30 protein-coding genes are annotated in these 22995 nt (G+C 61.5%); 1 reads left to right on the top strand and 29 read right to left on the bottom strand.

Annotated features, from left to right (window positions below):
* The 27 genes from NY023_RS13095 to NY023_RS12965 form a co-directional block, all read right to left on the bottom strand.
* The gene (locus NY023_RS13095; protein ID WP_013972430.1) at positions 1 to 2205 is read right to left on the bottom strand and encodes a hypothetical protein; all 2205 of its coding nucleotides are present in this window, start codon (positions 2203 to 2205) and stop codon (positions 1 to 3) included.
* Positions 2206 to 2261: 56 nt separating this feature from the next.
* On the bottom strand, positions 2262 to 5321 hold the full coding sequence (locus NY023_RS13090) for a host specificity factor TipJ family phage tail protein (RefSeq protein ID WP_013972429.1): 3060 nt from the start codon (positions 5319 to 5321) through the stop codon (positions 2262 to 2264).
* Complete coding sequence (locus NY023_RS13085) at positions 5287 to 5694, bottom strand: hypothetical protein (RefSeq protein WP_044047023.1); 408 nt, start codon at positions 5692 to 5694, stop codon at positions 5287 to 5289. Before NY023_RS13085 ends, NY023_RS13090 begins: the two co-directional genes overlap by 35 nt.
* Before the next feature lie 2 nt (positions 5695 to 5696).
* Positions 5697 to 6176, bottom strand: a complete 480-nt coding sequence (locus NY023_RS13080; protein ID WP_013972428.1) for a DUF1833 family protein — start codon at positions 6174 to 6176, stop codon at positions 5697 to 5699.
* Positions 6173 to 6625 (bottom strand): hypothetical protein, encoded by a 453-nt coding sequence (locus tag NY023_RS13075; protein ID WP_044047022.1) that lies wholly within the window; start codon positions 6623 to 6625, stop codon positions 6173 to 6175. Before NY023_RS13075 ends, NY023_RS13080 begins: the two co-directional genes overlap by 4 nt.
* A gap of 26 nt (positions 6626 to 6651) precedes the next feature.
* Positions 6652 to 6798 carry a hypothetical protein gene (locus NY023_RS13070; RefSeq protein WP_172402806.1) on the bottom strand — a complete coding sequence of 49 codons (147 nt, stop codon included), beginning with the start codon at positions 6796 to 6798 and terminating at the stop codon, positions 6652 to 6654.
* Positions 6799 to 6872: 74 nt separating this feature from the next.
* Positions 6873 to 7184, bottom strand: a complete 312-nt coding sequence (locus NY023_RS13065) for a hypothetical protein (protein ID WP_044047021.1) — start codon at positions 7182 to 7184, stop codon at positions 6873 to 6875.
* The gene (locus NY023_RS13060; protein ID WP_044047020.1) at positions 7181 to 10090 is read right to left on the bottom strand and encodes a phage tail length tape measure family protein; all 2910 of its coding nucleotides are present in this window, start codon (positions 10088 to 10090) and stop codon (positions 7181 to 7183) included. The genes NY023_RS13065 and NY023_RS13060 overlap by 4 nt, the downstream gene beginning before the upstream one ends.
* A 56-nt stretch (positions 10091 to 10146) precedes the next feature.
* A complete protein-coding gene (locus NY023_RS13055) occupies positions 10147 to 10476 on the bottom strand; it encodes a superinfection immunity protein (protein WP_044047019.1) in 330 nt (109 codons plus the stop codon).
* 55 nt (positions 10477 to 10531) lie between these two features.
* Positions 10532 to 10708, bottom strand: a complete 177-nt coding sequence (locus tag NY023_RS13050; RefSeq protein WP_013972424.1) for a hypothetical protein — start codon at positions 10706 to 10708, stop codon at positions 10532 to 10534.
* A gap of 167 nt (positions 10709 to 10875) precedes the next feature.
* Positions 10876 to 11361, bottom strand: a complete 486-nt coding sequence (locus tag NY023_RS13045) for a hypothetical protein (RefSeq protein ID WP_013972423.1) — start codon at positions 11359 to 11361, stop codon at positions 10876 to 10878.
* A gap of 57 nt (positions 11362 to 11418) precedes the next feature.
* Positions 11419 to 12588, bottom strand: coding sequence for a phage tail tube protein (locus tag NY023_RS13040; RefSeq protein ID WP_013972422.1), 1170 nt, complete (start codon positions 12586 to 12588; stop codon positions 11419 to 11421).
* Between the two features lie 94 nt (positions 12589 to 12682).
* Positions 12683 to 12871 (bottom strand): hypothetical protein, encoded by a 189-nt coding sequence (locus tag NY023_RS13035; protein ID WP_042930042.1) that lies wholly within the window; start codon positions 12869 to 12871, stop codon positions 12683 to 12685.
* 4 nt (positions 12872 to 12875) lie between these two features.
* Positions 12876 to 13055, bottom strand: coding sequence for a hypothetical protein (locus NY023_RS13030; protein WP_042930044.1), 180 nt, complete (start codon positions 13053 to 13055; stop codon positions 12876 to 12878).
* A gap of 109 nt (positions 13056 to 13164) precedes the next feature.
* Positions 13165 to 13572: a phage tail terminator-like protein gene (locus NY023_RS13025; protein ID WP_013972421.1), complete on the bottom strand. Its 408-nt coding sequence runs from the start codon at positions 13570 to 13572 to the stop codon at positions 13165 to 13167.
* Positions 13569 to 13955, bottom strand: a complete 387-nt coding sequence (locus NY023_RS13020) for a hypothetical protein (protein ID WP_013972420.1) — start codon at positions 13953 to 13955, stop codon at positions 13569 to 13571. Before NY023_RS13020 ends, NY023_RS13025 begins: the two co-directional genes overlap by 4 nt.
* Before the next feature lie 2 nt (positions 13956 to 13957).
* Positions 13958 to 14341 carry a hypothetical protein gene (locus tag NY023_RS13015; RefSeq protein ID WP_013972419.1) on the bottom strand — a complete coding sequence of 128 codons (384 nt, stop codon included), beginning with the start codon at positions 14339 to 14341 and terminating at the stop codon, positions 13958 to 13960.
* A gap of 1 nt (position 14342) precedes the next feature.
* Positions 14343 to 14714 carry a hypothetical protein gene (locus tag NY023_RS13010; protein ID WP_013972418.1) on the bottom strand — a complete coding sequence of 124 codons (372 nt, stop codon included), beginning with the start codon at positions 14712 to 14714 and terminating at the stop codon, positions 14343 to 14345.
* A complete protein-coding gene (locus tag NY023_RS13005) occupies positions 14714 to 15010 on the bottom strand; it encodes a hypothetical protein (protein WP_013972417.1) in 297 nt (98 codons plus the stop codon). The genes NY023_RS13010 and NY023_RS13005 overlap by 1 nt, the downstream gene beginning before the upstream one ends.
* A gap of 42 nt (positions 15011 to 15052) precedes the next feature.
* A complete protein-coding gene (locus NY023_RS13000) occupies positions 15053 to 16021 on the bottom strand; it encodes a major capsid protein (RefSeq protein ID WP_013972416.1) in 969 nt (322 codons plus the stop codon).
* A 9-nt stretch (positions 16022 to 16030) separates the two neighbouring features.
* On the bottom strand, positions 16031 to 16777 hold the full coding sequence (locus tag NY023_RS12995; protein ID WP_013972415.1) for a DUF6651 domain-containing protein: 747 nt from the start codon (positions 16775 to 16777) through the stop codon (positions 16031 to 16033).
* A 151-nt stretch (positions 16778 to 16928) separates the two neighbouring features.
* On the bottom strand, positions 16929 to 18005 hold the full coding sequence (locus tag NY023_RS12990) for a hypothetical protein (protein WP_013972414.1): 1077 nt from the start codon (positions 18003 to 18005) through the stop codon (positions 16929 to 16931).
* Complete coding sequence (locus tag NY023_RS12985; RefSeq protein WP_044047017.1) at positions 18005 to 19411, bottom strand: DUF4055 domain-containing protein; 1407 nt, start codon at positions 19409 to 19411, stop codon at positions 18005 to 18007. The genes NY023_RS12990 and NY023_RS12985 overlap by 1 nt, the downstream gene beginning before the upstream one ends.
* Positions 19412 to 19413: 2 nt before the next feature.
* On the bottom strand, positions 19414 to 20712 hold the full coding sequence (locus NY023_RS12980; RefSeq protein ID WP_044047016.1) for a terminase large subunit domain-containing protein: 1299 nt from the start codon (positions 20710 to 20712) through the stop codon (positions 19414 to 19416).
* Positions 20684 to 21160, bottom strand: a complete 477-nt coding sequence (locus NY023_RS12975; RefSeq protein ID WP_013972411.1) for a DUF2280 domain-containing protein — start codon at positions 21158 to 21160, stop codon at positions 20684 to 20686. The genes NY023_RS12980 and NY023_RS12975 overlap by 29 nt, the downstream gene beginning before the upstream one ends.
* A gap of 31 nt (positions 21161 to 21191) precedes the next feature.
* Entirely contained in the window at positions 21192 to 21815 is a 624-nt protein-coding gene (locus NY023_RS12970) for a putative metallopeptidase (protein WP_013972410.1), read from the bottom strand.
* A gap of 8 nt (positions 21816 to 21823) precedes the next feature.
* The gene (locus NY023_RS12965) at positions 21824 to 22039 is read right to left on the bottom strand and encodes a hypothetical protein (RefSeq protein ID WP_013972409.1); all 216 of its coding nucleotides are present in this window, start codon (positions 22037 to 22039) and stop codon (positions 21824 to 21826) included.
* 59 nt (positions 22040 to 22098) lie between these two features.
* Between NY023_RS12965 and NY023_RS12960 the strand changes: the two genes are divergently transcribed.
* A complete protein-coding gene (locus NY023_RS12960) occupies positions 22099 to 22335 on the top strand; it encodes a hypothetical protein (RefSeq protein ID WP_013972408.1) in 237 nt (78 codons plus the stop codon).
* Between the two features lie 36 nt (positions 22336 to 22371).
* On the opposite strand, the gene NY023_RS12955 is transcribed toward NY023_RS12960, so the two are convergent.
* Positions 22372 to 22641 (bottom strand): hypothetical protein, encoded by a 270-nt coding sequence (locus tag NY023_RS12955; RefSeq protein WP_013972407.1) that lies wholly within the window; start codon positions 22639 to 22641, stop codon positions 22372 to 22374.
* On the bottom strand, positions 22641 to 22952 hold the full coding sequence (locus NY023_RS12950; RefSeq protein WP_013972406.1) for a hypothetical protein: 312 nt from the start codon (positions 22950 to 22952) through the stop codon (positions 22641 to 22643). Before NY023_RS12950 ends, NY023_RS12955 begins: the two co-directional genes overlap by 1 nt.
* Positions 22953 to 22995 lie beyond the last annotated feature (43 nt).

Below are 22995 nucleotides of genomic sequence, written 5' to 3'. Positions count from 1 at the left end.
TCAAATCTCCAGGGCAATCGAGAAGGCGCAAAGCCAGTTGTAGAGAGGCGTCATGTCATAGCGCGAGAAGTCGCGAAGATCGGTATCGCGGACGCAGCCGCGGCGCCCGTTTCCGTTTTGCGGCGAGCTCAAGGTGGGCTGCAAGGCGTAGGTCAGAACCGTTCCCGTAGCGATTGCTGCGGTCGCGGTGATTACGATGGAAACCCCGTCCTCGCCCAGGGATACGGTTGAGATAGTGCCTGCGGAAATCTGGAAACCAAGGTTGCCCGGGTCGCTGACGATGGTCGTGTCGAGGGCCAACTTCCCGATCGGACCAGGAGTGCCTGAATTTCCGCTCGGCAGGTTGTTCAGCTGCAGGGTGATTTTGGACCCCGACACTGCTGCCGACATGACCTTGAGCGGCTGCCACTTCCCGCTGACTTGTGTCAGTCGCTCGGCGCGGGCCTCCAGTTCTCCCATCTTCACGTAACCAGCGGCAAGCATGTGGTAGGTGTCGAAGTAGGGATAGGCATACTTCGGTCCGACCATAACAATGCTCGGGTTCTCGTTGTGAGCCTGCAGCTGGGCCAAAGGGATCTGCGGAATGGTCCCAGGGTCGCCGGTCAGCATCTGCGAGATGAACGCGATCGGCGGAACCACTTGCCCAGTTATTGCGGTGATATCGGCCTGGTAGTCGGCAATCCACTCAGCCTGCATCGCCACGTACTGAGCCTGCGTGGTGCTGCTCTGGCTCTCGCCATGAACGATCGAGATGCTTGGCACTACATAGTCGAGGCCCATGCTCTCGGCAATCGACTTGGCGGTGGTTACCTGGGAGATGGCGTTGGTATAAGTGGCGGTTCCCTTCTTGATGCCGGCGTAGGCGGTGCCACCCAGTGCCGATACGCTGTAGAGCATTTGCGGCGACACCGAGCTTGTCCGCTCATGCCATTTGCGCATGGCCAGCATGTACGACGTTGCTGGGGTTTCGCCCAGCACTCCTGCTACATATTCGCGAACAGCCTCGAAAGCCGTGGTGCCTTCCCATGCAGCCGGTCTCGGGCCACCGGCCAGGGTCCACAACTTATCCGCGTATCCGGCCGGCGCCTTTGGCGAAACCAGATTGCCCCGGATTCCCTGGATGACAAACTCGCCATTAGGGTCCGGCACGATGCCGCGGGATCCCAGGGCGAGGCTCTGCCCGGTCGAAAGCTTGTGCAGGAGCACCTTTTCGTCGCGGAACAAGCGCCCGTCACGCATGATGGTATGCGGCTGGAAGGTGCTTCCCGATGACTTGATGGCCCTGACCATGCCGAATGCAACTGCCTGAGCAGCGATCCAGGTGCCGGCCTGGGTAAGTTGCGAGGCGCCGAGAGGGTCATAAGCCCAAACCTGCCCATCTGTGATCAGCGCGAACCGGTTGGCCGCCAGAGGCAGGCTCTGCTCGGTGATGAGCTTGGCGTCGTAGGTGACTTCTGGTGTTACTGCGGTATCCGCCCCTCCAGTCTTCAGCATTACGGATTCGCCAGATACCAGCACCACCGGCTCTGGATAAGCTCGACTACGCGGACGCAGCAAGGAACGCAGTGTCGGGATTGGGGTTTTGCCGAGGACCGGAACGGTGCCTTTTGTTTTGGACGGGCCACGCGGCACCTTCTTGTGCACACCAAACAGCATTTGAGCTCCTGCCGCACCAAAAATGAGAGGTTCGTCGCCACTTACCTTGCCTCGTGGGCGCTTTTTGACGCTGACCTGCTTCCGGAGCGCCTCGACAGTGGTACTCATGGCCGGCTGATCCGCTAGCCGCACCCAACTGTGGGTTCCGGCATCCCACTGATACCACCCGTTCTTAGTGGCGTCAGGGTCGCTGCCAACAATACCGACAATGCCGTCGTACTTCGGAATGACAGCCTGAAGCTCGGCCAGAGTGTCCTTGTGCAAAGTGTTGAAATCGTCGCCCAGGCTGGCTGCGGTTTCCTGCATCTCCTCGATGGCAGCATCCGCCGTCGAGTTGACGGCCTCCTTGGCTGCCTCGACAGTTGGGTCTATCTGGGCCTTGGCGTCGATAACAATGTTGTGAAATGCCTGAACCGTGTATCGATCTCGTTCGAAACGATCTTTGGCAGTTTCCTCCAGGCTGTTCATGAGCTCGTCGAGTATGAGCGTGTTATCGTTCAGGTCCCGCGGGTCATTGCTAGGTGCCGGGTTGTTTGTGTTGTAGCGCATGGGATCTCCGGGCAAAAAAAGGCCCGCACTGGGCGGGCTTGCTCGACAGGGTCCGGTCAAGCCGGCGGGAATTGGTCGTCGTAGGTGTAAACGCGGGCATCGTAGGGCATGCCCTTCATGGACACGTTCCCGTTTTGACCGGGGTCAGAACTAGTGATCAACACCGGATATGCCCATCTGGATGCAGGCCCAAACAGGATGTGCGGCGGCTCCAGTGGGCCATCGACTACGGGCATGAAGTCGAGCGCGTCTACACGGACCGTGTACTGATCCACCTGCGTGGCGGTCCACGGCCCAGACAGCGTGCCGTCCAGCTTGCGCACGCCAATCAGGTGCTCGCCGCCTGCGCTGAAATCCAATGGCTCTGATGCGATCAACATGGTCCCCAACCCGGTAACCTGGAAGTCCAGCAAGATTGCACTCTGGCACCGCTTTGGGGCGTCATCTGCGACGGCTGCGAAGCTGAGGTAGCCGCTGTTGCTGCCATCCATCTCAGTTTCCCAGGTGTATGTATCGGTTCGGAACTTCTGGTGGCCGCGCCGGCGCATGCCGATGCGCCAGGCCCTGGTCCTGTCGCTGATTCCAGGCATTTTGACCTTCTCGACCTTGTTGCCCAGGTCACCGGGCCAACGGCACTCGACCGTCTCCCATGCCCAAGTGGTGCGCGAGAAGAACTCCACATCCACGCCGTCGAAGTCGTTGACCGACGGCATGGAGCCGCTGATCTTGAGCATCTTGGTCATGTTTTGTGGTGAGTAGGTCTGAGTTTTCGGGCCGTAAGTCACATCGAACGCGGCGCGGGCGCTGTCACGAACCGGGCGCAGCAGGCCCCGGAAGGTCACTAGTTCCGCGAAGCCACAGGCCAGAGCGTTGTTCACCATGTCCTTGACGGTTATCGTCGAATCCAGCGTCTCGTCGTAGGTGTCTCCCCTGGCCACGCATAAATTATGAAATGCATGCCACTCCGGCAGATCGAGATCGTCATTGGTATATCCTCGCTGCTTCAGCTGGTGGATGCACCATGGCGCGATATCCCGCGTCGGCCCCTTGCTTGCGTCCATCAGAGGGATAATGCAGGTGGCCTCCAGATTGACTTGGCTTTCAGACTGGGCTGATAACCTGTCTCCCCCCCTGATGTTGCAGCTCATAACAGTTAGGCCGGGATAGCTTATGGGAGAGTTCAGCATGCGCCCACGTAGGTCTGTCCAAGTTGCGTCATCCCGGGCTTCATCGTCGATTCTGCCAGGGCGATCTTTGTACAGCTTTCGCACGCGAGCCTCTGCACGCATGGCGTAGGGAAGGAAAATCCGCTCGGTGAACCCTTGGGCGTCTAGCGAGCCGCCAATTTTCTCAAGCTCTATGACCGTCCAAGCCCCTGCAACGTCCATATCGCGGTACTCGAACACATAGTAGGTCGGGATCTCGTAAATCTGCCCTTCCCGACCGATACCCGCCAGGCCATTGGCGTAGGTGACAGTCCACTCCAGCTCGGTGACCTTCTCGTTTTCAGGGCAGCAGGCGAACGGGCCGCGGTAACCGCCCTGCAGGTTCGAGGCGTCCAGCGTGATAAGCCCGTTGACTGTCTGCATGTTGCTGAAGCCAGGCCAGCCTGCATCGGTCGAACCTGACGAGGTCAGCCGCTCTACCTCGATGAGGCTGGTGCTGAACGCGGTGATCCGGTACCGCAGACCGCGCGGGCCGATAGTCGCCAGGCCTTGGCCAAGTGCAAGGCCCGCCACAGGCGCGCCGCCGTCGTAATCCAGCGTCATTTCAGCTGGCTGCTCAGGTATTGCGCTGGTCGTTGCCGTCCCTGTCGCTCCTACTGGGGATGATCCGAGGATGGTTGAAGCACCGGTGGCCGTGATGGCCTGCCCGGCAAATGGCGTCACCTCAACGAAGCGTACACGCCCGCTGCTTTGCTGCGCCTGGAACGGCTTGCCACTGAGCTGGGTATTCAGCGCAGATACCAGTCCGGCGAGGTCGGTCGTTGCCGTGTTGAGCGTGATCGGGTAGGTAGATCCGCCACGCACCAAGTTGAATGTGAGTGGCGTGACGTTGAAGTCATACCGCGTTGGCGCGGCCGATCCGGTCAGCGTGGACGCGGTACCAGGGTTGGCCGGCACTGCAGGGCTGTATGGTGTGTAGCTGTTCACCACGTACAGGCCGGCGTTCGCGCCAGCAACCTCGATGAGCATGCCAACCGTTGGATTCAGCATTTCCAGCGGGCCACGGATAATGTCGCGCCCTGCGCCGCCGTCGATCACCGTGTAGGTGTAGGGAGACAGCACCCGAATAATGATGCCGTTCGACCAATCGGCCGGGAACTGGCCTGAGCCAGCCGGAACGCTGATGGTGTCGCCAACGAACTGGTAGGCAGAGGCCGTGGCCGAACGGGTGAGCTCGGTAGCCATCGTCAGTTCCAAACCGGCCGAACCGCTCGAGCTGGCCCCTACCTCTGGCACGTTGAACCAGTTGATGTGAGCCGGATCTGCCGAAAGGTCAGCGCCTGGCGGGTAGATCGTGAACGAAGCGTCTGCGCCGAGGGAGATCAGAGGGGTCTCCCCCACCTTCACCTTAGTCGATGGGACTTCGTATTCGCCCTCGCCGATGTATAGCAGCATTTCGACGCGCTGGTCACGAGGAGCCAGGTGATATCGGCGTGGCTGCGTCAGATACGACGGGTAAACCCGCTGGTGGCCGGCGATCTGCCGCACCGGGTCGCCCAGCTTGACCTTGTTGCCCTTGGCGCTGGCTTCCATCAGGGGGTCGCCCTGCTGGGTTCCGGCGCTGGATGGCATGCCGGGCATCTTGGGCATGATCGACTTCAGCACCGCCTTTGCGCCTTTGAACAGGGCGAAGGTAATGGAGAACGGGTCGGTACCCTTCGGCTCGCGGTAGATCTGCAGTAGGTCGGAGGGCTTGAACTTCACCTTGTGCCACAGGTGCTGCTCGATCACCTCGTCGTTCAGCACGGCACTGATTGGCGGGCTATCCCGGCGCTCGTAGGACGGAGCCTGGCCTTTCAGCCACTCCTCGATCGTCATGCGGCGGTCGGTCTTCCAGGTGCCGAGCGGCGCCGTGTCAGACAGCTTGTTCGGATAGAACTCGACGGTCACGGTAATACACCACCTTTGGGTGAGCGGCTTCGAACTCGCCGGTTGTCCGGAGGCAGGCGCCACCGGGGTTTGTGTCCAGAACCTTCAGCCGGCCTTCGCTCAGGAGGACCGTGCCGACATGCAGAAGCGCAGTTCCGCGAAGCACCGCGGCAATGGCTCCAGGCTCTGGGGCGCACTCCTCCATCGTCTGGCGGAGGCTGCGGTAGGCCTTGGTGTTTTCGCGGATCTTGCCCTTTCCTACCGCCCCCAAGGACGGGAGCCATGACAGCCCAAACAGGTCGTGACGGATCGCCCGGCACATCCCCCAGCAATCGAAGGCAATAGGCCCCCGTGCGCCCTCGCGATACGGGGCGCGCATGAATTTCTCGATCATGGTCAGATGTACTTCAGGCCGGGTGCCAGGGATGTGGTCAGGATGGTGCGGAGACCGTTGGTGTTGAGCAGATCGAAGAAGCCTGCGGTGAGCTTGGCGACGTCGTCCTCATACTCCCGGCTGAGCAGCGTCATCCGGTACCGCTCTTGCGGGAACGTCAGGTCTTCGGCCAGGTAGCGACGGAAGGTGATGATGAAGCGGTCGTCGGCCGCCTTGGCCTCCTCCACGACTTCCTGCACCTCGCCGGTCACGTTGTCCAGACCGAGCACCAGGTTCTGGAACGCGCTGTTGTCGTTCTTGGGAAGGGCAAGGTCCATGGCCATCGCGATGAAGGTCAGCGTGCGGCCGTCCTCGGTGGTGCACACCCGGTCCTCCCAGCCCGAGCAGTACAGGTGGGAGACGGTGCCGCCTTCCTTCCTGGCCTCGATGGTGTCGACCAGTTCGCCCCTGCCCGAGGCGTAACACTCCTCGATCAGGCTCATGCTTCAGGCCACTCCACGTTTATCGCCACATCGATGATGTTTTTGTTGAACCAGTACTCGGGGAACTGCTCCCAGCCTTCGGGAATCAGCGGACGCTGCTTCAATTCGGCGTTGATGGAGTACCGCCAGCGCTTCACCTGGGTCAGCTCAACTTTCCCGTAGATGCCGATGAAGTGGATCTGGTAGGTCGTGAAGCCGGAGGGCAGCTGGAGCGGCATCTCGAACCACTCAAGCCCATCATTCAGCGTTCGCGCATACCACGCCTCGAAGAATGCCGCCTCATCCTCTTCAAACACGAAGTTGAACGTCAACTCAGACGGCACATAGCTATGCACCTTCCGGTATCGGCGGCGCCCGGTGACCATCGGCGTCGATCGCATCGGGTCAACGGTCGTGTAGCCATAGCCATCCTGCAGCGGAAGTGGCAATTCTGCCGGGTATTGAATCATTGCCGTTCCTCAGCTGAGGTTTGCGTTTAGGTGAGCGGGCTGAGGCCCAGCGCCTCCTCGATGCGAGCGAGCCGCCTTTGGAGCAGAAGCTCTTTCTCATCAGGCTGGGCTGGTAACTCTGGGGAAGAGACGAGCCCTTCGTCTTCATCCGTCTCGGTTTCGCTGGTGCTCATGCCCTACTCCGTCAAACCATGCCCATAAAAAAAGGCCTCACTTGGAGGCCTTTCGTATTTCCGCTATGGATTGGCTATTTACCTTCACTCCACTTTTCACGGAGAACGCCGCCCGGTCCGCACAAGCGCCCGGCCGACTCCAGGCACCGCTCCCTCCAGTGCTTTTCGCTAGCTCGGATGGCGAAGGCGATGTCAGCCTCGACAGGCCCATCGTGCAGGCACACGGCCAATGACCTGCCGAGCATCTTCCCTACCATGTCGAGTTTCGCCCGAACCTCATGCATCGGCACCTCGCCGTGAAGCTCGCCCACGCCGAAGTAACCGCAGAGAAAGCGGGACATCTCTTCGCCGAACTTTTCCTTGTCGAACTCAATCTCGCTCATCATGCACCTTGTCTTTTCCAGCCATATGCGCCTTCGCCGGCATCTACGAACTGACCATAGCCTGTAGCGATTTGGTTGGAAAGGTGGTCCTCGACTGCTTGGATGATCACCTCAAGATCTCCGTTGGAGCTCTGCCTGGTCTGGACCTGGCTGGTGCTGTAGTTGTGGATGACCACGTTCTGCTGCGCCGGTGCGACTTGCATCTGCCCGCCAGAGGCCGCTACAGGCGAGCTTCCGCCCGATGCAACCGATACCCGCTCGTTCGAGTTGATCGCCTCCAGCAGCGCCCGGTTGCGCTTGGTGGCCGCGGCATTCACCACGAATTCGCCATCGCTCAGGCGGGCCATGATGCTGTCGGAGGTGCCGGTACCGGCGCCGGACACGTACCCACCGGTGGCGAAGCCAGGGATCACGGCCAGGCTGGACGCCAGAGCCGTGGTCGAGGTCAGTGCGGCCGCTGCAGGAACGGAGTTGGCGCCCAGAGTTGCCAGGGATGCCATTGCCGCCGCCGGCGCCCAGGCCGTGGCCGTGGTACCAGCCAGGATCATGCTCTGGCCGGCCGCAGCGGTGCCGAGAGTGGCGTTCAGCGCAGCATTCAGCGCCATCTGCACGCCCATCTTCACGAAGCCCGCGAGGATGTCGCGAACCACGTTCCCGGCGATGTCACCCAGGTTGCTGAAGGACAACTGCCCGGACATGATCGCGTCGGTGATGTCGGTGGAGATGTTGTTGAACGCGCTGGAGAAGATCGACTCGGTTTGCCCGGCGATGTCGCGCGCCTGGTTACCGAAGTTCTGCACCGCGGCCGTCCACCCGTTGATCGGGTTGAGCATGGCCTGGTCGATCTGCGCCCATCCGGCCTGCATCGCTGCAAGCTGCTGAGGCAGGAACTCGTTGATGGCATCGATCTGGCCTTGGAGCGCCTGCCGCTGCTTCTCGTCCGTGGCGTTGGCCAGCTCGGTCTGCAGTTGCAGCAGGCGGTCGTTGGTCTGCATCTCCAGATTGAGCCGCTGCTGCATGCGCGACGCCTGCAGGTCGCCCATGCCGATACTGGCGGCATCAAGCTGGTACTGTGCCTGCTCGTTCACCAGCTGGCGCTGCAGCTGGGCACGGTACTGCTCGACGGCGGTCAGGCCTTGTGCACCCTTCAGTGCCGCCGCGTAGTTGATCGAGGCCTGGGCCAGCGCCTTGCTGTACTCCTCCTGGGTAATCTTGCCCTTGCTCAGCGCCAGATCGAGCTGGGTTTGCTCTTTGGTAAGCGCCCGGGCGGCCTGGGCTGCTGGGTCGTACTGGCCATACAGACGCGCGAAGGTGTTTTCTGCCTCAGCCACGCCACGGTTGACGTTCTTCGGTGCGTTCTTCTTCGCCTCGCGGGTTTTGATGTCCGCGATTTCCTGCTCGATGTTCTTGCGGGCCTTGGCGTAGTCGGCCTCTTCCTTCGCGCCAAACCCACCGTTTTTTATGGACTCTGCCTTTGTCTTGTCCAGGTCCTTTAGGTCGTCCTGCAGCTTCTGCGTCTGCGTCCTTGCAGATTTCGCCAAGTCCGCAAGCTGCTTGGACGTTTCTATCCGGATCTGCTCTCGCGTGGTGATCTCTGCCTCAGCCTTGGCAGCAGCGGCTGCCGCTCCGCGCCGCTCGGTGATCAGTTTGATCTGCTCGCGCAGCGCCTGATTGGTGTTGTCACCGAAGCTGAACAGGTTGGATAGTGCTCCAACGAAACCGCCTTCCTTGCGGGTGTCCAGAATGCGCTGAGCAATCTCCATCTGCTTGGCGTCATCAGGGAAGAGCTCACCCTTCACTTGGCTGTAGGCGTTGCTGATAGCCGTTCCGATGTCCTGCCAGTCGCGCTCAATCTCCGACAGGGATTCCCGATATCGCCGGAGCCGTTCTTGGGCATTCTTGTTCAGCGACTCGCTCAGGGTGTCCAGCGCCTGTTGGCGCTTGCCTTGCTCGTCAAGTCCACGGATGACCTCATACTGCGCTGCGGTTAGCAGACCATATTCCGAACTGATCTTCTGAGCAGCCTTGGTGGCATTGTCGCCAAGGTCGCCGAAGGCCTTTCCGACGTCCGCCGCACTTTGCCCGGTGAACTTGCTCACCGCCGTTGCGGCCTGGGCAAGGTTCCTGAACTGGATTTCGCTCGTACGGCCAGCCGCGGCTAGGGCGGTAACTGCATCTTTCGCGCTAGATAGGCTGCCCGTTAGGCTGGCAGCAGACTTCGCAATCTCGGCCAGTGATTCAACTGTCTGACCGGAGTTCGCCCCGCCCTGGAACAGGGATGCGTTGAATGCGCTGATCTGCTTCTCAACGTCGTAGAAGACCACCCCAAGCGTTGCAGCAGCTGCGGCGGCTACCGTGAGCGGATTGATCAGATCAAGGATGTACCCACCCATTGCCTTTGCTGCGGGCCCAACCCCGCCGAACATATCCTTGAGCTGACCACCCTGCTGCAGGAATACAGTAAGGGGTGCCTGGCCGGCCTGGAGGCTTACCGCGATATCAGTGAACTGCGCAGGTAGGCCGCGCAGGGCCGCCTGGTAGGCCTTAGCGGACATGCCAGCCCTGTTCATGCCGTCCGATGTGTCGCCCAGAGCCTCGCGCATCGTGTTGATGCGATTGGTGTACTCCACGAAGGTGTCACTCTCGACAACGCCGGATTTCTTGAACTTGGCCAGCTTCTCCTGCATGTCATCCAGGCGTCCAAGAGCCGCCACGGTCGGATTGATCTGACCGAGCAGTTGGGACAGTTCCTTTCTCTGCTCGTCTAGGCTGGACGAAAGCCCTTCGGTCGTTGAAGCTGCACCATCGCCAGCGCGCTCCATTTTCTCCAGCGAAGCCGTCAGATCGTCAGCGTTCCTCTTGGCGCTACGGGAATCGATCGTTATCGCAAGCCTTGATTCCTGCGCCATGTCTTTCTCCGGGCATAAAAAAACCCGCACTAGGCGGGTTCTTGGATGATTCGTTATCAGCTGTTGAGCAGCTTGGCTTTCTCTCGCTCGTACTCTTCTGGCGTGATATGCCCTTTGTCTTTCAGGGCAGCGAGACGCTCAAGTTTTCCGTATGCATCGGTTTTGGCTGGCTGACTCGGAGCTGATTCTTTACGGATTGCAGATGCAGACCAGATCAGAGCTGCCAGCCAGCCAATGCCGGTCCACCCCAAGAACAAATCCAACAGGAAGATCGAGGTGCCATTGGGGTGGCCTCGCTTCGCAGCAATAAAGGTTGGAAGGAAGTAAATCGCGAAGGAAGCCGCGAGCAGAAATAGTCCCGCAAGCGGGCTTGAGCCATCGTTCATATCAAATCTCCCTGATTTGTGCTGAATTTATCACAATCCAGTGGAGACATGGCCTTCAACGCTTGGCGCTCTTCTGCCGCTCCTGCTCCTGCTGCTCATCCCACCGCCTCCGGAACTCGTCGTCCAGGGCGCAGATGGCGGTGTCGAACTCTTCGCGGCATATCACCGATGGGTAGCGGTCCAGGTACTCGGTGACCGCAGATGGTGCAATCGGTGCCGGCGCGCCGACCATGCCGACGTATTGCCGGGACCGACCTATGTGGCCGTAGGCCTCAAGGATCTCGGCGACCACATCGTCGATCTCGGGCGGCTCTTGGGCCTTCAGCCCGAGGCGCTCATGCTTCCAGCGCTTCTTCTCGTTCTCCGGCCCGGCCCAGTCCCTGCCCCAGCGATATGCCGCTACTGCTTTTCCGCGGTGGCCTGGGCCTGCTCCTCGATGCGTTTGGCGATGTCCAGGGCGGTGCGCAGGGCCAGGAAGTAGATGCTGGGCAGCTGCTCGATCAGGGCCTTGCACAGCTGCGGGGTGTACTTGGCGGGCTCGCCCGGGCGCTCCTCGACGTCGATGCCCTGCCAGTCCTTGATCAGGTGCTTGGTAGCCAGGTCGATGAACAGGTCGTCGTCGGTTTCGAGCTCGACGTCGGGGATGGAGTCGATGGTGAAGCCAGCGGTGCCAACCCCGGCCTGCTGGTTCAGCGCGGCGAGGTGCCGGCGGATCACGGCTTGGTGCGACTTGTAGATCGGGTTGGCGATGGACGCGACCAGGATCGCGGCAGTGTCCGGACCCTTCTCGCATTTCATGGCCAGGCCGTCCGGGCCAACCTTGAAGTGCACCCAACGCTCGCCATTGATGTCCAGCTCAGGCTTCTTTGCAATGGTGATGCCCATGGTATTCCTCTGCGGTAAAAGGCCCGACGCACACCGCAGGGCGCGTCGGGCAAAGGTTTAAGCGGTGACGGTGACAGCGCAGGTGTCGGTCTTGGTGCCGTCTGCGGCGCTGGTCGCGGTGATGGTGGCGGTGCCCACGGCCAGGCCGGTGACAAGGCCGGTCTCGCTCACGCTGGCGATGGCTGGGGCGGAACTGGTCCAGGTGACCTGCTGGCTGGCACCGGCCGGGGTGACCACGACTTCGAGGTCTCCGGTATCGCCTACTTCCAGGCTCAAGGTGGCCGGAGTGACATCCACGGCAGCCACAACGATCGGCGCCGGCAGGCGGGTGATGGTCGGCGCCACGCGGCGAGCGGTGTAGTTCAGCTCGACCTGAATGATGTCGGTCGAGCCGCCATCCGGCCAGTCAGCGGTGATCTCCATCTCTGGGATCAGGAACCGGTAACCGCCGTCGGCATTGCCAATGGTGAATTCCAGGCTGATCGCGTCGTTGGTTTTCTGGGCCTTCCACAGCTCGTAGGCCATTTTCGACCAGCTGATGGTGATCGCGCCGGACGGGGTGAAGGTGGTGGCGATGATGTTGCCAGGGTACGGGTTGCCGTTGCCGATGCAGCGCTGGGTTTGCACGGCGTTGTCGAACTGCAGGTTGAAGCTGTCGACGCAGGCGTTGTCTTCACCCACCTGGACGCCGTTGATCTTCAGGCCGCTGATGTCCTTGAAGCTGAACCGGCGCTGGCTGACCTCTGGCTGGGCGTTGATGATGAACGAGGTGTTGTCGCCCTTGTCATCCCAGGCGCGCGCGGCCATGGTCGTAGTGACCGTGACCTCGTTGTCGCCAGGGAAGTCGAAGTTCATGGTGGCGACTTGCACGCCGCGGGCGATGGCCGACACGCCGATGTCGGTCGCGTAGGAGGCGATCGAGAAGGTGATACGGTCGTCGCCCATGGTGAGCTGGTTGCTGGCCCAGGCCTTGCCGAAGCAGGAGGCCATGAACCCGTCCAGCGCACCGAAGCGCCACTTGGTTTCGATATCGCCACCAACGTCCACGGTGGTCTGGGCCGTGCCCTGCGACATGCGGGTGAAGCCGATTTCGTTGTTCTCTTCCGAGTTGAAGGTCGGCATCAGGCCGTTGCTGATTCGCGTCAGCACGTTCCAGTCGCCGGCCGGGGTAACGCCGGGGGTTACTTCTTTGATCCAGGCCAGCTGGACCTTAGCGCCCGAACTCATCGGTGCCTCCTTAGATCGTAGTGATCCGGGGAGGCGTGGCGATCAGAGGGGCCTTTCGGCGTGTCTGGTCAGCGTGCCCGGTGGTTCAGGTTGTTCAGATGTTCAGTTCGACCTCGACAGAGGTCAGGACCTGGCGGCTTACCTCGCCGAATGTGGTGAGGTCGACGTACTGGAGGTTGACGTACTCGACGCTGAGCCCCGTCTTTTCGTTGAAGGCCTTGATCGCGCCATGAATCTGCTCGGCCAGCACGCGGCGCTCTTCGCGCACTTGGTCGATGGTCATGCTTTCACTCATGGTTTCCCACCCTGATGATTGTTGGGATCGGGTCGCCAAGCGCCCAAACGGCCTGCTCCCCGTTAAGCAGATCAGGCTCTTCACGTGTAGCGCTGCCGAAAGGCCCGCGGTCGTCATCACGGACGAAGTAGCTGGTGCGCTCCACGAGCTTTCCATCAATTCGAACTTGCATCGCCACCCTCCTTTGCCGAAAGCCAGCGCTCCCAGGCGGCAAGCGCAGCCTTGGCCGCGCGGATCAAGCTGCGGTGCAGCTCCACGGTTGTCTTGGACATGCTTGACTCTCAGTAGGCGCGATAGGGAATAGAAACGTTGACCTGATACCAGCCGTGCCCGTCATCGCCAATGGTGCTGGCCGAGGCCGCGTAGCACTCGAATGGCCCGGTCGGGTCGCTGTAGAACTCGAAGTGCTGGACCAGCGTGTCGGCGGCCTTGGTGATGGCCAGGGTGCCCTTGTTACTGGGCACGAACAGCTGAACCATGATGATGCCGGTCCGCCGAACGCATGGGCCGATGCCGACCTCTGGCGCGCTGGACAGGCCTGGAACGTCCGCCAGCCTGGCCCAGATGGGTTTGCCGGACGGGTCGAACGGCCCCTGCGGGTTGTTCGGGTAGTCGACAGCTGATGCGGGAATGCCCGCCCACTGCTGCATGCGGCCAATGACAATGGCCCGGATCTGTTCGAAGGTCATGAGTAGGCCTGCGAGACGCTGTTGAACGACACCGCGTAGATGCCAGCGGGCGCCTGCTGGGAGTGCCCATCCTCAAGCGGAACCGCGTATGGAAGGTTGTTCTGAATGAACACCTGCGTGTAAGGCTCAAGCCCGGTCATCACCCTGACGCCCTGCTGGATGGTCTCCGAGCCGGTAGGGTCGACATTGACGCTGCTGGTATACACAGGCGCGCCAACGCTGACGATGTTGTTGCCACGGAACCTCCCAGTGTCGACCGGCGACCGCAGAACGATTTCGTTGAGCATGGCCAGGGCAATGACGCGCACACGATGCGCCAGGGCCTCTTCGACCAGGCCGGTGAACAGGCTTGGCGGTGTGCTCCATCCCCTGCTCTTGGCCATGGCTACTTCCTCAGCTGCATTCGGTAGGTGGCCGAAGCCGGGTCTGCGCGCACCGACTTGACCAGGTAGACCACCTGCTTGGACCGGTCCATCAGATCGGGAGCGGTGATCTTGTGCCCAACATCCGGGGTATCGGTGACCTCGTTGGCAAGCGCGGTGAGGCGCAGGTCGCCGACCAGGATGTTCACGTTGTCGATCCGGCTATCTTCGTAGCGGGACAGCACGCCACGGCCCGCATATGTCACTGGCTGGGCGGTTGTGGTCTCACTGACCGGATCCCAAACGCCAGGCCCCATGTACTCGCCCGCGAAAGTAAGCACCGCGTCGGCCAGGTCCGTATTGAACGCCTGGGCCAGGTCGGCCTGCAGTTCATCGCGAAGTCCCATATCAGCCCCTCACGATCTTGGTCTGGCCGCTGCTGTTCAGGTAATGCGCCAGCAACGCCAGGGCGAACGACTCACCAGCGCTGATGGTTCGGGAGGATTCGGAGTAGGTTTTGCTGCTGGAAACCCCGTCAGCGTTGACCGACTTGCTCAGCACGCCGGTCTCCTTGCTGCCGTAGATGTTCCCTGCCGCAGCCTCTCGGGCAATCTCGGCTCCGGCCTGGATGACGTCGTCCGGTACCGGATCGAACTCAGGCAGGCCGAGATTGGTAATCCAGGTGTTGGCCATCAGCACCGCCCGGGCCTTCTGGTCGTCGGGCGCCCAGGTCGGCCCAAGCAGGGCGTCTACCTGCTCGACGGTGACGTAGATGGTCATTACGCGGCCTCGTCCAGCAGCTTCTTGAGGTCTTCCAGGCTGGCGTCAGGGCTGAATTGCACGCCCTTTTCGATCAGGGAGGCCTGCAGCTTTGCCTTCAGCTCGACTTCTTCGGCAGCCTTCTTGTCGGCAGCGGACTTGCCAGCCTTCGAGCCTTTGGCTTCCTTCAGGGGCTCCGGGTGCTCGTAGCCATCGGGCGCGAAACGCGCATCGATAATCTTGTACCCCTTCTGCCGCAGTTCGGCTTTACGCTCAGGGCTGACCGGGTGCTTCTCGTAAATCACTTTCTCGCTCATGGCGATCTCCTGGGGAATGCGCCCCGGAGGGCGCGGTACCGGTTACTTGGTGGCGTCGCCGATGGTCAGTACGCCGGCCGAGGCCTTGATGCTGTTCGCCACCAGATCCCAGTTGGTGCCGGTGGACAGCTCGGCGTTGGTCGGCGACTTGCCGCCGTTGGCGGTGTCCCAGGTGTAGCCCTTGAGGCCCAGGCCGAAGGTGTAGTCGGCCTGCATGGTGGTCTCGATACGCTCCTTGCCGTTGGAGGTCTCGATGTTGGTGATCAGGTCGGAGCCATCCATCACCACCGCTGCGCCGTCGGCCAGGCTGAGCACCTTCTGCTTGTTCGGGGTGCCGGCCTCGTACAGCGCAGGGGCGTCGGTGATGATCACGGCTTTGCCGAGGATGTCGACCACCTGCACGCCGGAGAACTGGAACAGACGCTCGGCGTTGGCGAGGTTCTGGCCGACCAGCTTGTGGTACATGGCACCGGTCATGACCTGGGCCACCAGGCGCTGGGAAGCGTCACCGAACAGCGCGTGGGCGTTGTTGATCGCGACGTAGGTCACGCCAGCAGTCGCCGAAACGTCGTTGGTGGCGGTCGGCTGGTTGCCAATGGCGCCGGCCAGGGCCGAGATGGCGGTGTTCAGCTGGTCCGCCATGATGGCTTCGGACAGGTTCCGGCTGATCACTTCCAGCGCTTCTTCCGGGTTCTTCTGGATCCAGGAGAGCTGGGAAGGCTCCCACAGGATCGGGCCGAAGCCGCCGGCGATCTTCACCGAGTCGTACTGCTTCTGGGCCAGCGGGGTGGACGCCTGGGCGCCGTTGGCGGCGTAGCGGTCGACGCGACGCTGGGCGCCGTGCAGTCCGGCCCAGAACGATTCCTGCAGGAAGTCGCCGTCGATGCCCTGGGTTGTCAGGCGGATGGCGCCGGCCGAGGATGCGTTGAACTTCTCGACATCCTGAGCCAGGGTCTCGATGGTGGTGCGCTTGAGGTATTCGTTGAATACCTTCATGTTCGAAAGGGCCATTGGGCCTCCTTATTCGCTTGCGGTCAGGCCCTTGATGGCTTCAAGACGTTCAGCCTTGGTACCACCGAAGTTGCCCTTCGTGGTTTTGTGCTGGCCACCGCCGTTCGGCGCGCCGCCGCCATTGGCGCCGGAGCTCTTCAGGATGTGGTCGCGATGGGGGTACTGCGAGACGAGGGTTTCGAGCGCTTCGTTGAAGTCGGCCAGTTCGCCCGGGCGAGCGCGGCTGAAGATCTTCTGGCCCTGGGCGTCGTACGCGACGACCTTGCCTTCCTCGATCTTGAAGTTGCTGCCGAAGGCGGCCTGGACCATGTCAGCGGGAACAGCCATCTTCTCGGCGATGAACTGGGAGCGCGCGAAGCTGCCGCCGATCTTCTCGGCGTACAGCTGCTGCTCGAAGGTCTGCGCCTTGCCGTTAGCTTCATCCAGCTGGGTTTGGAAGGCCTTGCTGATTTCGCCCTTCACCTTCTCGATTTCGCCGGCATCCACCAGCTTCTTGGCGTCGAGGTTGGCAACGATCTCCAGGGCTTTCTTGGCGGCCGCAGCATCTTCGATGCCTTCGAACGCCTTCGCAGTTTTCTCGAAGCTGTCCGCGCGCTCACGGTGCGACTTCGCCTCGGCATTCAGCCGGGTGATGGTGTTGCGAGTGCCAACTGCATCGAAAGCGACGTCCTTGCCGTCGTCATCGGTGTAGACGGGCTTGCCATCTTCGATAACTGCGTACTGCTTGCCATCCACTTCAACAGTCTTGAGTTTCATTTCGTCTCTCTGGGCCATCCGGCCTGTTGGTGAGCCATCCGGCCCCAGGTCGCCCCGTCCATCCGAACCGCAGGCATGAAAAAGCCCCGCACTGGGCGAGGCTTTGCAATTGCGCGCCACGAAATGGCGCTTTGGTGTTTTGTGGCGCGGGCTACAACAGCCGATCCCGCAGCTCATCGAGCGTCAGGAACTTGCCCATGTCGTTGTAGAAGTCCTGCAGCTTCAGCTTGTCCTGGCGCAGCAGCTTCCCCCGCTCCGGGCCGAGGATTTCGTCCTGGCGGGCGGCAGGCTGGCGTGCAAGCCATTGAGCGTACGTGGTCTGCTGCGGCACCTGCCCGTCCATGCTTGCCCGGGTCGCGGCGTCGCTGATCCCCAGCGCTATGGCGCTTTTGAGGATCGGCAGTTTGGTCGAGCGGCAGCAGAAGTGGATTCGGCCAGGGCCGGCTAGCCACGGCACCTTGTGCCCGATCGGTCGGTACGTGCCCAGCGTGTACGGCAGGCGGTCACGGATTCGGCAGGTCGTCGATGTCCGGTTATCCAGCGTGCTCAGCCACTCAACATGGCTGATGATGTCGCTGTTGGCCTCGAATGCCTTGTCGCTGGCCGTCTCTGCTGTGCTGGACACTGCAGACCGGACAACCGCCTCCACCTCCCGGCGAGACCTCTGCAGGATGCCGTCAGCGTACTTCTCCGCCTTGGTACCCATGATCTGCCTGACGATCTCCGGTGTCGTTCGGCCTTCAAGCACGCCAGACCGCACTGCATCGCGGATCGACGCAGCACGGTCAGCCTCAATGCCGGCCATCCACTCGCTGAGCAGCCGCCCCTGGAAGGGCCTTGCCAGCGCAATGGCGCGTACCTGACTGAACTGTGCCACGGCAACCGGGAATCGCGCCTGCACAAGCTCAGGAACAGCCGCTGTAAGCGCAGCGGCCTGAAAGGCAATCTCGTAGCTGGCCACGCCGTCGATGACGCCTGTGAGCGCCTGCTGCAGGCTAAAGAACGTCGATTGATTGATCCGCAGCACGGGCGCCAGAGCGGCATCGATCGCTGCAACGGACGCGCCGGCATCCAGGCTGTCGATGGCAGCAATGAGCGCTGCCCGCAGCTCAGGGTCAGAATTGTTCAGGATCCTGATGATCGCCACGACCTGGCTGTTGCTCAGCCTGGACAGGTCAACCTCATGGCCGATCAGCTCATCCAGCAGCTTCTCGTTGGCCGTCTTCATCACAGCGTACCGAGTGCCGGGCCCTGGGCCTCAATCTTCGCCAGTTCCTCTTCCCAGTCGTATTCGTCGCTGATCACGCCGCGCCGCTGCATCTCGGTGAATAGCGTCTCCTTGCTGATCATCCCGGCGTTCGCCATGGTGACCAGCGTCGGCAGCGACACCTCCGGCATGTAGTCGACGTCGAAATTGCCGCGCATCTCTACGGTTCCGCCATCGCCCAAGCCGCGATAATCGGCCATGAACTGGAGCAGCTGCGCCAGGCAGTCGGCGAAGTGGTGCGCCATGCGCGCGAGCGGGGACAACTCCTGCGCCGCCTCCTCCTCCGCCTGGGTGGCGGTCTTGGTGGCCGTCTTGTCCGGCGTCAGCAGCTTGGCCCCGGCCATGCGCATCTCGTTGATCAGGTCCTGCAGCGCGGTGCGGCCTGACTCGACGGCCTTTCCGGTGTGCTCAACGTATTTGAGGTCACCGTCCTTGGGCAGATCGGTCAGCTGGCCGGTGCCAACCTTGAACTCTGGTGGGATCACCTTCCCTTGGTTGTCGTACTGGGTCTGGATGCCGATGCGCACCAGAATCGGGACGCGGATAACGTGCAGGATGTTGTCTTGGTCGCTCTGGCTTTGCCAATGCTTCACGTTCAGGTGCGCCAACTCAATCAGCGGCGGCTTGGCCGTCATGAAGCCGGTGCGGCCGGTGTAAAAGGTGACCCATGGAATCGCGGTCAGGCTATTGGTGCCTTCCTCGTGCAGCTCCCAGGTACCGCCGGCTGCGGCCTGCTTGCCCCGTACGGCCTTGGCCGACCTGCGATAGGTTCGCCAAGAGCCAGGCTCCAGCACGCGAATTTGCTCGACGCACTTGGCGCCGAACTCCCCATCCTCCTCCTCGACCACCTCGATGTAGCGGATCATGGTCAGCACGCCGCCCTTGGAGCGCCAACCCAGCACCTGCTCAGGCCTCACCATCACAACGTAGGGGCGCACACCGGCGGCCTGCTCGTCGGCCTGGGTCTTGAGCTCTCCGGCTGGCGGGTGATCGACGAAGGCATGGCACAAGCCGTGGCTCAGCCCCTCGGTGAAGAAGCCCACTGCCCAGGAGTTGAGATCGTTGCCGGCGTGATCGATGTCCTTGGTCATCTCGACAATGGCCTCTGGCACATCGTCGCCCACCTGCAGCGGCTCAGCGAACACGCGGGAGGTCATGTTGCCCACGGTCTCGGAGTACGCCGGCAACAGGGTCGATAGGCGCAGGCGCTCTTTGTAGGCCTCGTCGTCTTCGGCTGGGTACTGCGGTAGCAGGGTCTTGCCCGCTGCGCGCATCGCCATCGTCCCGCCCATGAGCGGCGAGATCACGGCCCAGTAGGCGCGCATCGCGTCGACAGCGGGCAGCGTGATGCTCGGGTTATCGCTCATGGTCACATTCTCAGGGATTGGGTCGTGAAGACCGGTCGCTCAATTGGGTAGTCGTGGTGGATGAAGTAGCCACCCGCGTCGTTCGCGTGGTCCACGCCAGATTTCTTGTCAGGCTCGCCATTGGCTGCCCATACCTGCTGCTCCAGGCCGTCTGCATAGGTCGGGCAGCGCAGCGGGTTGATCAGATAACGCCGCTCGCCATTCGCGTTGCAGAACATCGCGTTCATGGCGTTGATCCTGTCCTTCACTGGCGGGTTGGCATCGGGCGCGATGACGCTGAACCCGGCCTGGCGCAGGATGGCGATGTCCGTCTCGCTAGCGTTCACCGACTTTCGCGATCCGCCCGAGGCGTCGGGATAGATCCTGATCTCACAGGTCTTCTCGTAGTCCCTGCCGTTGTGCCGCCAGTAGCGCTCTTTGATGCGCCGGATCATGTCCGGGGTATCAAAGCCGTCGATCAGCTCATCCACTGCCCTGGGCTTGCCGTCCGGCCGTTTGACATGGACGATCGCCGCCATCTTTCCGACGTTGAAGTCCATGCCGATGAACAGGGGCTCTCCAGGCTCTACGGTGTCGAAGCAGGAATTCAGCTTCCGGTCGTAGGCGTGGTAGATCGACCCGGAGTTCAGGTTGACGAACTGGCCGTTCAGGTAGGCCAGGATCAGCTGGGCCGGGTACGACTCCATCAGCGACGGGATGTAGTCGGGCGGCAGGTTCAGCTCGTTGTCGAACGTGCTGGCCTGCACCAGGCCGTACATGCCCTGGAGGGCAGGTTTCTCCCGCAGCTGCTTCACGAACTGCTGGTAGACGAACTTGAACCCCTCGGGGGTAGTCGTCACATCCACGCCGTTCTTCAGCCCGGGCACGTTGTAACGCATCCGGGCAATGATCTTGCGCCAGGCGTGCTCAGCCTTCAGCGCGGGCAGAACGTCGAGCTCGTCGACCAGAGCGTGCCCGATCTTGAAGCCCACGATGGTCTGCGGCTTCTCCATCGAGCGGCAGATGGTCGTGCTGCGGTACTGGCCGCCGCTGTAGAACTCGACCTCTTTGTCGCTCTCCTTCGTCTTGACCTTCAGGCCCCAGTCGAAGGCGACCTCCTCGATGGTCGGGAAGAAGATGTCGCGGATCTGCGGGTACGTCGGAGCAAAGTAGCCGGAGTCGATCCGGGGCCACTCCCATACGTGCTTGCACAGCGCTGCGCAGCCTACCCAGGTCTTACCCGAGCCGAACCCGGCGACGAAGCCGCGGAACTTGTTCTCCATGCGGAGGAAGCTAGCCTGCGGAACGTTCAACGACGGCATCAGGCTTCCTCGCATCCACCACATCAACCTGCACCCGAGTAGGCGGAACGTTGTCGTGGGGATTCTCGTTCTTGGTCTGGCGGTTCACGTAGACATCACCGACCTCTTTGGCCGCCTGCTCCAGCAGCTGAGCCGTCAGGGCAATGTTCTTCATGTTCTCGGCCTTCTCGGCCATCCGCCCCAGCACACGAAGCCGAAACGCTCGGTTGGCGATCGGTATCTCAGCCGTCTCCTCACGGAAGCGCTTACGAGTGTCTTCGAAAAGGGTCACCCAGCGCTTGGCCAGGTCACGCCCAGCACGCTTGGTCGGGTCGTGCGCCTCACACTTCTGCCGGGTAACCTCAAGGCCGAATTCTTCTCGGACGGCTGCCGCGACTTGCGAGGGGGTATCGAAACAGGCCAGGGCCTGAACGATGAAGGCTTTCACCTCGTTGCTCAGGGCCGCCATAGGTTTTCATCCGTCGTGGGTCTGTCAGGGGTCAGGCAGACTTGAGCAGACAGGTTCCGCAGGCCCTCGAAATGTTGATCTTGGCCACCTCAGGCGGCCGGCTTGCAGCTTCGATCAGCTGCTGTACGTCATGCCCGGCGCCGTAGCGGCGAACCACCCCGACGAACTCTTCCACATCGTGTCCACGCAGCGTCAGGCTGGGCAACCCGTCCTGGGTGAACTTGGGCGCGCCGTACTGATCGAGCTTCTGGGCAATGTGGTACAGCTCATGTTCGATGAGGGCGCAGAACTCGGTGTCGGAACACTGGGAGCAGTAGTCGGCAGCCAGTGTGATGACGAAGCCCGGCACCTCGCCGAACCAGTCGATCATCTGTTGCTCTTGCCGGGCCTTCTGCCACCCGCCAGCACGAAACATCACAGCCTCGGCCTGGCCTACCACGGTTCGACCTTGCTTCTCGAAGCAGGCAGACGCCCACAGGAAACGCAGCGGCGCGTCGATCAGGTGTGCATGGTCAGGGTTATGCAGTTCGCCACCCTCACTGAGGATCACAGCCTGCACCCATTCGCCAATCTCGGACGCTGGCTGAAGCCTGGTGCCGAGCATCGATAGCTCAGTCAGCTCCAGCAATGCAGGCGGCGGCATGGGCCTGGCCATCGCTCCGCTCACTTGCATACCATCTTGTGCGTCTCAGCGTGAGCATGGCCATGCAGCAGGCCGACGATCAATCCTTGCGGAAGCCCGGCAGCCTTTGCAACGTCAATCGCAGCCGCCAGCGCGGCGTCTAGGCCGGATACAGCAGCCCTGATGTCGTTACTGACCGGTAGTTCGTGGCGGATCCGAGTGACACAGCCCGCCATCAAATCGTCTCGATGAGTCATGTTGATGGCTTCCCTTTGCGGTACTAATACTTAGTTGTCTGCCTGGGGAGGCTCGAAAAATGCAACAAAGATTCGTTATCGTTCCGGCTGTACCTATCGAAGGTGAGTCCTTCCAAATCGGTAACCGGTTCTATGCCGCCACCACTTCGGGTGGCTTCGACATTTACGACAACCAGGAAAAAGAACGCCTGAAACGCGGCTTTATCAATCGGTCTGAAGCTGCTGCTGCGTGCGAGAAAATGAATGCCGAATCACGCGATCCAGAGCAGCTATTCCCTTTGCTTCGCACAGACTGATACGCACGAACCGGCGCATTGGGAATTTGTGGCGCCCTACCCCGGCTGAAACACATGGCCACGTCGAGCGACCGCGTACAGGACGATCCCGAGCTTGAGGATCACGCCGTACACGGTGGGCACATGACCGTTCATGGCCAGGACGAACGAGCCGAAGGCGCCGATGGCCACCAGGTAGAACGCGACGGCCAGTAGCGGGTGATCCATTGGGCGGATGCGGCGCAGGTAGTCGCACGCAGCGATCACCACCAGCACGCTCAGGAAGGCATTGGCGCCAATCAGGACTTGAATCAGGGTTGAGCTCATTAGGTAGCCCCCTTGGCTCCGAACTGACTCACCACCGACTTCAGGACTGGGATGATGTTCATTGCCAGTAGGCCTATGAGGAAGGCCACGCCGTATTGGGTTTCTCCGCTTGTGCCAAGGCCGAAGTAGCTGATGGCTAGCGGGGTGCAGAAGACTGCCGATGCGAAGCCGGTGAAGAAGGCGGCGACCGCCTGGCCCCGGGTAAGGCCTCGCAGGAAGGTCAGCGAGAGGATTGCTCCTGCGAAGCCGCCAATGATCACGCCGTACTTCACCAGCAGGACGCCGGCAGTCGTGCTTGCTGGTTCGGCCATGAGTGGTTCCTAAAAAATGACCCGATTTAGACCCTTATTAGGG

It is taken from the genome of Pseudomonas sp. NBB, from assembly GCF_032701105.1.
Classification (GTDB): Bacteria; Pseudomonadota; Gammaproteobacteria; order Pseudomonadales; family Pseudomonadaceae; genus Aquipseudomonas; species Aquipseudomonas asiatica.
This window is presented reverse-complemented; position numbering and strand designations above follow the sequence as displayed.